Source organism: Micromonospora sp. M51, from assembly GCF_018070305.1.
Lineage (GTDB): Bacteria > Actinomycetota > Actinomycetes > Mycobacteriales > Micromonosporaceae > Micromonospora > Micromonospora parva.
The window spans coordinates 1-9,063 of the sequence record NZ_JAGPXZ010000183.1 but is presented as its reverse complement, the minus strand read 5'-3'; the positions used below and the strand labels follow the sequence as shown (position 1 = coordinate 9,063).

Genomic DNA, 9,063 nt, shown 5'->3' with positions numbered 1-9,063 from the left:
CAACCTGGGCCGCTACTGGAAGGTGGGGCCGCAGCAGCGGCTCTACTGCCCGGCGCCGTGGCTGCGGGTCGGCGCCAACGAGATTGTGGTCTTCGACCTGCACCAGACGCAGGCCCAGCCGATCCCCTTCGAGGCCACCCTGAGCGGCCAGTCGGGCGCCGTTCGCCACACGGTGGTCAACCGGGCCAGCGGCAAGGCCCTCGACGTGCCGGACCTGTCCGGGGCCACCGGCGTGCAGTTGATCCAGTGGACCCCCAACGGCGGCGCCAACCAGGCGTGGTTGATGGCCGGCGCGGTGGGTGGCGTCACCACGATGACCAGCGTCAGTTCGGGTCTGCTGGCTGACGTCGAGGCCAGCTCCACGGCGGAGGGGGCGCGGGTCATCCAGTGGACCGCGACCGGCGGCGGTAACCAGCAGTGGCGGGTCGTCGCGGCGTCCGGCGACTTCGTGAAGCTGGTCAACGTGCAGACCGGCAAGGTCCTGGCCGTGGCCGGTGGGGCGAGCACCAACGGGGCCGTGATCGTGCAGCAGGCCGACACCGGCAGCGCCTCCCAGCACTGGCGACTCACCCCGGCGTGACGCCCCTCGGCCACGTGCGGTACGGGCTTTGCATCACAGATGCAAAGATGGCCGCATGGGTGGGCGGAGCGACCGGAGTGAGACGTGAACCAGCGCGAGCGGTGGCACCGGCTCCTGGAGATGGTCGCCGTCGAGGGCCAACTCGACATCGAGGCCACCGCCCGCGAGCTGAGCGTGAGCACGGCGACCATCCGTCGTGACTTCGACGAGTTGGCCACCCAGCAGTTGGTGACCCGTACCCGGGGCGGCGTGGTCGTCACCAACGTCTCCTACGACCTGCCGCTGCGCTACAAGGCGGTGCGGCAGGCATCGGAGAAGCAGCGGATCGCCGCGGCCGCCCTCGCGCTGATCCCACCGGGCAGCACCGTCGGGCTCAACGGTGGCACCACGACGACCGAGGTGGCCCGGGCGCTCGCGCTGCGTACCGACGCGAGCGGGCAGCTGTCGGCGGCCACTGTGGTGACCAACGCGCTGAACATCGCCCACGAGCTCATCGTGCGTCCGCACATCCGGGTGGTGCTCACCGGTGGGACGGCCCGCCCCCAGTCCTACGAGCTGGTCGGTCGCATCGCGGAGACGATGCTCGCGTCCGTGGCGCTGGACGTCGTCGTGCTCGGGGTGGACGCGATCGACCACCAGCACGGCGCCAGCGCCCACAACGACGGCGAGGCCGCGGTCAACCACGTCATGGTGACCAGCGCGGCGCGGACGATCGTCGTCGCGGACGCCTCGAAGCTGGGCCGCCGGAGCTTCAACCGGATCTGCCCGTTGGGCGACATCGACACTCTGGTCACCGACCGGGCGGCGGACCCGCAGCAGGTGAGCCTCGTCGAGCAGGCCGGTGTCACGGTGCTCCAGGTCTGACGGCCAGATCGCCGGCCAGTCCACCGGCAGCTGTCGCACCGCCGTTGGGCGGTTGTCCGGATCTTCTGCTGCGCAGCCGGGCGAATACGGGCTCCTGGCAAAGATGTAACTCGATGCAAAATCGCGGCCTACTTATTGCATCTTGAGTCAAGCAGGTGCAGCATTCCATCTCATCGGTCTTCGTGAATGTTGCCCCTCACCACACCGGGAGAAAACGATGATCTGGTCATCGCTGCCCGCGCACACCCGCCGCGCCGCCATCGTGGTCCTCATCCTGCTCGCCGCGATGCTGCACGCCGTACCCGCCCGCGCGGGCACACCGGGAAGCGCGACCGGCCTCACCCGGGCCGGGAACACGTACACCATCGCCACCAGCACGGCCGCCCGCATCCGGCTCACACTGGCCCGCGCGGACATCTTCCGCGTCTGGGTCGCACCGAACGGCACCTTCACCGAACCGGCGGCGAACGAGATCACCGTGCGGACCGACTTCGGTGCGGTCGCCAGCACCGCGACCGACGAGGGCACCGCCTTCCGCATCGCCACCTCGGCGGTGGTCATCCGGATCACCAAGAGCCCTCTGACGATGCAGGTCCAGCGCCCCGACGGGCGGCTCATCTGGCGGGAGGCGCAACCGCTCGACTGGACCGCCGGTCGCACCACCCAACGGCTGGCCCGCGCCACCGACGAGCAGTTCTACGGCACCGGCCTGCGCCTGGGGGAGTGGGCGTTGCGCGACAAGACGGTGCCGATCGCCGTGGACAACCAGTGGCGGGAGAACACCAACGCCAGTCCGGCCCCCTTCTACCTGTCCACCAACGGCTACGGCGTCCTGCGCAACACGTGGGCGCCCGGCTCGTACGGCTTCACCGCACCGGTGACCACCACCCACAACGAGGAACGGTTCGACGCCTACTACTTCGTGGGCGACTCGCTCAAGGGTGTGCTCGGCGCGTACACCGACGTGACCGGCAAGCCGTTCCTGAGCCCGATGTGGGGCCTCGAACTCGGCAACGCCGACTGCTTCAACGCGTCCAACCCCGCCTACCAGGGCGACCACAACCGGGCCGGGCACCAGCGGACCCCCGACGTGCTGTCGTACGCGCGGGAGGCCCGCGCCAAGGACATGCCGTCCGGCTGGTTCCTGCCCAACGACGGGTACGGCTGCGGCTACACGGATCTGCCCGCGACGGTCGCCGGGGCCAAGGCGCTCGGTTTCCAGACCGGCCTGTGGACCTCCAGCGGTCTGTCGTCGATCGACTACGAGGTCGGCACCGCCGGCACCCGTGGCGTGAAGACCGACGTCGCCTGGGTCGGCGGCGGCTACCAGAACGCGTTCCGTGGTGTCCAGCAGGCGGTGGACGGCATCGAGCGCAACTCCGACGCGCGTCGCTACGTCTGGACGGTCGACGGGTGGGCCGGCACCCAGCGCAACGCCGTGGTCTGGACCGGTGACACGTACGGGCGGTGGGACGACATGCGGTGGACGGTGCCGGCGGTCGCGGGCGCCGGGCTGTCCGGCTTCAACTACGCCACCGGTGACGTCGACGGGATCTTCGGGGGCAGCCCGAACACCTACGTGCGGGACCTGCAGTGGAAGTCGTTCACGCCGGCGTTCATGACGATGTCCGGTTGGGGGGTGACCAACCCGGCGGCCGGCTACCAGGACAAGCAGCCCTGGCGGTACGCCGAGCCGTACCTGTCGATCAACCGCCGGTACCTCCAGCTCAAGATGCGGCTGATGCCGTACCACTACACGATGAGCCGGGTGGCCAGCGTGACCGGCGTACCGGCGACCCGGGCCCTGGTGCTCGAATATCCCAACGACCCGGTCGCCCGGGGCAACGCCACGTCGGGGCAGTTCATGGCGGGCGACGCGTTCCTGGTGGCGCCGGTGGTCTCCGACACCGAGCTGCGCGACGGCATCTACCTGCCGGCCGGCACCTGGACCGACTACTGGACCGGCCGGGTCTACCAGGGCCCGCTCACACTGAACGGGTACGCCGCGCCGCTCGACCGGCTGCCCCTGTTCGTCAAGGGCGGTTCCATCGTGCCGATGTGGCCGCAGATGAACCACACGGGTGAGAAGCCGGTCTCCACGCTCACCTACGACCTGTATCCGCGCGGTTCGTCGAGCTTCACCCTCTACGAGGACGACGGCATCACCCGCGCCTACCAGAGCGGCGCCTACGCCACCCAGCAGGTCAGCATGACGGCACCGACGTCCGGCACCGGGACGGTCACCGTGGACGTGGGCGCCTCCGTCGGCACGTACGCCGGCAAGCCGTCGTCGCGCTCCTACGAGTTCACCGCCCACCTGGCGGCCGCTCCCCGCGCGGTCACCGTCGCCGGCCAGACCCTGCCGTCGCTCGCCACCCGCGCCGCGTACGACTCGGCGAGCAGCGGCTGGTTCTACGCCGACGGCGTGCTGCGGATCAAGGCCGGGTCGCGGGGCGCCGCGTTCCAGACCCGGATCGACGGCGCGGTGCTCCCGGTCGCCGGCACCAGCACGACGCCGCCGCCGATCCCGCGCGACAACTGGCGACTCGTGTACGCCGACAGCGAGGAGACCAGCGCGGAGAACGGCGCGGCCGGCAACGCCTTCGATGGCAGCCCGGCCACCTTCTGGCACACCGCCTGGTCCGCCGGCGCCGCGCCGCTGCCGCACGAGATCCAACTCGACCTGGGCGCCACGTACCAGGTCGACGGGCTGCGGTACCTGCCCCGGCAGGACGGGGGAGTCAACGGCCGGATCGGCCGCTACGAGGTGTACGTGTCGGACAGCCCGAGCAACTGGGGCACGCCGGTGGCCTCGGGAACCCTCGCCGACACGGCGACGCAGAAGGTGGTGCCGTTCACCGCCGCGCGCAGCGGCCGGTACCTGCGCCTGCGGGCACTGAGCGAGGCCGGTGACCGGGGGCCGTGGACCACGGTGGCCGACCTGACCGTCACCGGCAGAGCTGTGGCGTCGGCGTCGGGGAGCTGACCTCGTACACCTGTGGAAGCGAGACGCCGCGGGCTGCTGGAGCAGCCCGCGGCGTCCTGCGACGACGGTCCTAGGAGAGGGACCACTGTTGGCGGGTCGCGCCGGTGGCGGTGCGCTGGACGACGTCCGCCCCGTTGTCGGTGATCGTCCCGTCGAGGTCGAGCACCCGGCCACTGTTGCGGTTCGTGATGGTGACGTGGGTGCCGACGCGCGTGATCCGCCACTGCTGGTTGGCCGCACCGGTGTACGTCCACTGGATCACGTCGGCGCCGTCCGCCGTCGAGTTGCCGGCCACGTCCAGGGCACGGCCGCTGCGGCGGTTGACGATGCGGTGGTACCCGTTGCCGAGCGGCACGATCGACCACTTCTGGTGCGCGCCACCGTTGTCGGCCCACTGCACGGCGTCGCCGCCGTCACCCGGTGCGGCGACCGCGACCTCGATGACCTTCCCGCTGGCCCGGTTCGTGAGCGTGTAGCTCGCGGTCGGGTCGAACGAGCCGTTCAGGGCGTCGAGTTCCTTCAGGCTGAACCGGACGGTCATGATGTACGGGTAGCTGGTGTCGGCCGGGTCGAAGTATCCGTAGGACGTGAGCACGAACGTCCCGTCGGGCAGCACCACGTTGCCGGCGTAACCGGTGTCGCCGCTCTTGACCGAGGGCGTGAAGTCCTCCAGCAACCGCACCCGGTACTGCCCCTCCCGGGAGTTGACCAGGTCGTCGTACGTGCCGACCCAGGCCACCCAGTCGCCGGCCACCCACGCGCCGGTGTTGCTCACGCTGTTGCGGATGATGTCGCGGAAGGTGATGACGAGCCGACCGGACGCCGGGTCGTACGTGGCGGCGTGCCGTTCGCCCATCAGGGCGCCCTGCATCTCGCGCGGTTCGGTCCAGGTGTTCCCCTCGTCGTTGGAGAACGCGACCATGGCGTTGGTGCGCTTGTGCTGTGCCCGGGCGAGCATCGCGAGCTGGCGACCGTCCGGCGAGCGGATGATCTCGATCTCGCAGAGGCCGGCGTACTTCTCGATGGTGTTGTGCGCGGCGAGCAGCCGGGTCGGCGTGCTCCAGACGGCGTTGCCGGCGGCGTCGAAGGTCAGGTACGTCTTCCAGTTGTTGTAGCCGCCGTCGTGGAAGACGCCCAGGTACCGGAAGTCCCACGACCCGTCGGCCTTCTTCAGCCGCACCAGCGTGGCGTGCGCGACGTACCCGGCGAAGCCGGCGTCGGCGAAGTGGTGGGTGAACTCCGACCAGGACCGGCCGCTGTCGTCGGAGTACGCGGTCTTGAACCCGCCCGGACTCGCCGGAAGGCCGCTGACCAGCAGGAGTCGGGTCGCCCCGTTCGGCTTGACCACCTTGTAGAGGGTGGGTGTCTCCTTGCTGGTGGCCCAGCTCGCCGGGGTGGGGAGCCGACCGCTCCAGGTGCGGCCACCGTCGTCGCTGCGCTTCAGGATGATCTGGCCGGTGCCGTGGCCCATGGGGTAGACGGCGAACATCGTGCGGCCGTCGTCGAGCAGGACGGTGTCGGGGTGCCCGAGGTACTGCCCGGCCTGGCGGTCGGTGAGCACCTGACGGCGCGCGTCGTCCTTGAGGTCCAGGAACGGGATCGTGTAGTCGATGCGCATGCTCAGGTCGCTGATCTCGCCCGCCGTCAGCGGGGTTCCGTACACCCGCACGTAGTCCAGGTCACCGCTGTAGTGCCACTGAGCTCCCTGGGCGTCGACGTTGCGGCCGATCCACATGCCGTTCAGGTCCCGGACGTTCGCGAAGAACCGGGTGGAGGGGTGCGTGGCGCGAAGCACCCCGTCGACGTGCAGGCGGGTGCCCTCGGTGCCGACGGTCAGGATGGCGGTGTGCCAGACGCCGTCGTTGTAGGGACCGCCGGTGGCGGTCATCTGGGTGGCGTACGCCCCGTTCTCGCGGTTCTCGAAGTACACCGAGCCGCCGTTGAGGGAGAACGACAGGTTGCTGGAGTCGTCGGCGGTGTGCGAGGCGCTGAAGAAGCTCTTCGCGACGGCGGTGCTGGTGGACCGGAACCGGACGGCGATCGCCCCCTGGGTCAGGTTCGCCACCCTCGACAGGTCGGCCGACCTGTCGAGGAAGGTGCTGCTGCCGTTGAACGCCTGGTTGACCGGGTAGTTCAACGTCGCCGTGGGCGCGGCGTGCCCGGCGGTCGCCGGCACCAACAGGCTGAGCAGGAGCAGCAGGGCGACGGTCGCGGCGGTGCCCGCCCGGGCCGCCGTCCACCGGCCGTTCATCGGGTGATGGTCCATTGCTGTTCGGTACCTCCGCGGTAGGTGGACTGGACGACGGCGGCGCCGTCGGTGGTGGCGGCGTTGGCGACGGTGAGCGCCTTGCCGGAACTCCGGTTGATGATCTTGTAATTGGTGCCGACCGGAATGAGGCTCCACAGCTGGTTCGCACCGCCGTGGTACGTCCACTGCACGACGTTCGCCCCGTCGGCCGTGGAGGAGCCGGGCACGTCCAAGACCTTGCCGCTGCTGCGGTTGACGATGCGGTGGTAGCCGCCGCCGGCCTCGACGAGCGTCCAGCGCTGATGTGCCGCGCCGTTGCCCGACCACTGGATGGCGTTCGCGCCGTCCCCGCTGCCCGCCGGCACCTCCAGCACCTTGGCGCTGTTGCGGTTGACCACGCGGTGTTCGGTTGCCGGGTCGAACACCGCGGCCGGGGTCGCCGCCCGGGACACCTCGACCTTGTCCGCCGTGACCGCCGTACCTGACGAACTGGCGTTCCTGCTGTTCAGCACCCGCACCTTGAGGACGTGGGGGCCCTGCGCGAGCTGCCCGCTGGTGAAGACCATCGCCTGGTCCACCCGGGTCGGGGAGTACAGGTCGACGACAGTCTCCGGGCCGCCGTCGATCGAGACGCCCGCCCGGCCGTGGTTCGTCGCCCTGGCGGCGAAGAGCTTGATCTTGTTGCCGGTGAACCGCACCTGGTACGCGCTGTCGAGGGTGCTGCTGTAGTGGTCGTCGCGCTGGAACTGCCTGCTGCCGTTGGCCCCGTAGGACCACGTCCCCGAGTAGCTGAACTGGTTGTCGCCGGTCCCCGTGGTGTTGTCGTTGACCTGGACCACGCTCGGCACGCCCGGGGCGTCGCCGATCGCGTCCACCCGGGCGAAGTACGCCTCCACGGTGCTCGACCGGGGGCCGCCCCACAGTCGCTCGGCCAGCACCTCGGTCGGCCGCTTCGCGTACTGGTCGAACCACTCGTCGGTCTGGTGCTCCATCGCGTCCGACCAGCGGGCCATCTGGTAGCCGTTGACCTTCGCGTTCTGGTCCGGCGCCCAGCTCTCGTAGACGTTCTTGGTGTTGACGTAGAGGTTGAGCCCGGGAGTCACGTACAGGGTGCTCTCCGGTACGCCGACGACCGTGTAGCCCAGGTTGTAGAAGTAGTTCAGCGACCCGGTGTACGGGGTGAGGACGATGTTGGTGGCCGGCTTGATGCTGGTCTGCTGGCCGTTCGTCTCCCACCAGTTCCACAGCTGCGCCGTCTTGCCGTACGAGCGCACCTTGTCGTTCATCAGGTTCATGAACTCGGTGAAGACGTCACCGGGGTACGGGAAGCCGCGTGCCTGCGCGTAGCTGACCAGCTCGGGGCAGGAGTTCTTGGCGGCGTCGGTCTGGTACTCGTCGCCGCCGATGTGGAAGTAGGGGCCGTCGAACAGTGGGACGAACTCCGACAGCAGGTTCATCACGAACGTCCGGGCGTTCTCCTTGGTGAGGTTCAGCGTCCAGCCGCCCCTCTCACCGCCCGGCCAGGGCGCGTAGTCCATCGACGAGCAGGTGAACCTCATCGTCGGGTCGTAGGTCGTCATCGCCGTGGCGTGCCCCGGCAGGTCGATCTCGGGAACGATGGTGATGTGGTACCGCTTGGCGACGTCCTGCAACCGGCGCAGGTCCGCCTTGCTGTAGGACTGCGCCGAGGCCAGCCCGGGGTACCGGTCGCTGCGCAGCCGGAAGCCGTTCCACTCGGTGAGGTGCAGGCGCAGTGTGTTCAGGCGTAGCCACGCCATCCGGCGGAGCAGGTTCTCGAGGTGGTCCATCTCGTAGAAGTGCCGCCCGACGTCGAGCATCACCCCCCTGTCCCGGTACTGCGGGTAGTCCCGGATGGTGCCCGCCGGCACTGTCGTCCTCGTCGCGCTCTGTTTGATCATTTGCAGCAGGGTCTGGGTGCCGTAGTACGCGCCGGCCGCCGCGTTCGCGCGGATCACGACGGTCGAGCCGGCGGTCAGCAGGTAGCCCTGATCGCCGATCCCGGCGTCGGTGCTCGCCAGCGTGAGCAGGATGTCACCGGTCCCGGGCGTCGCCGCCGAGACAACCGGTACGTCGGCGCCGCTGATCGCGCCGAGGTCGACGCGCAGCGCCGTCGCGGCTGGTGACAGCTGGGCGGCGTGTGCCGGGTCGAGCAGGATCCGGGACGACGGGGCCAGCGTCCAGACGCCGGTCCCTCCGGTCCACTCCCGGACGCTCGGCGCGACCTGGGGTGCCGGGTTGGCCGCCCGCGCCGCCGACGGGACACCGAGCCCGACGCCGACCAGCAGGGAGGCGAGGAGGAGAGGGAGAAGCCGCTTGTGGGAGGAGAACACGGTCACGTACCTCCGGTCGTTCAGAGCGGAAGCC

5 protein-coding genes are annotated in these 9,063 nt (G+C 69.8%); 3 read left to right on the top strand and 2 right to left on the bottom strand.

Annotated features, from left to right (window positions below):
• The 3 genes from KBX53_RS12675 to KBX53_RS12665 form a co-directional block, all read left to right on the top strand.
• Window positions 1-580, top strand: a 580-nt coding sequence (locus KBX53_RS12675) for an RICIN domain-containing protein (RefSeq protein WP_210859316.1), incomplete at its 5' end; no start/stop codon positions are given.
• Between the two features lie 84 nt (window positions 581-664).
• Entirely contained in the window at window positions 665-1,444 is a 780-nt protein-coding gene (locus KBX53_RS12670; RefSeq protein ID WP_030333617.1) for a DeoR/GlpR family DNA-binding transcription regulator, read from the top strand.
• Between the two features lie 217 nt (window positions 1,445-1,661).
• Window positions 1,662-4,430: a TIM-barrel domain-containing protein gene (locus KBX53_RS12665; RefSeq protein WP_247675524.1), complete on the top strand. Its 2,769-nt coding sequence runs from the start codon at window positions 1,662-1,664 to the stop codon at window positions 4,428-4,430.
• 70 nt (window positions 4,431-4,500) lie between these two features.
• Here the strand turns inward: KBX53_RS12665 and KBX53_RS12660 are convergent, their stop codons facing one another.
• Together KBX53_RS12660 and KBX53_RS12655 are read right to left on the bottom strand one after the other, a co-directional pair.
• A complete protein-coding gene (locus KBX53_RS12660; protein WP_210859315.1) occupies window positions 4,501-6,696 on the bottom strand; it encodes an RICIN domain-containing protein in 2,196 nt (731 codons plus the stop codon).
• Entirely contained in the window at window positions 6,678-9,035 is a 2,358-nt protein-coding gene (locus KBX53_RS12655) for a family 20 glycosylhydrolase (protein ID WP_210859314.1), read from the bottom strand. Before KBX53_RS12655 ends, KBX53_RS12660 begins: the two co-directional genes overlap by 19 nt.
• Window positions 9,036-9,063: the final 28 nt, after the last annotated feature.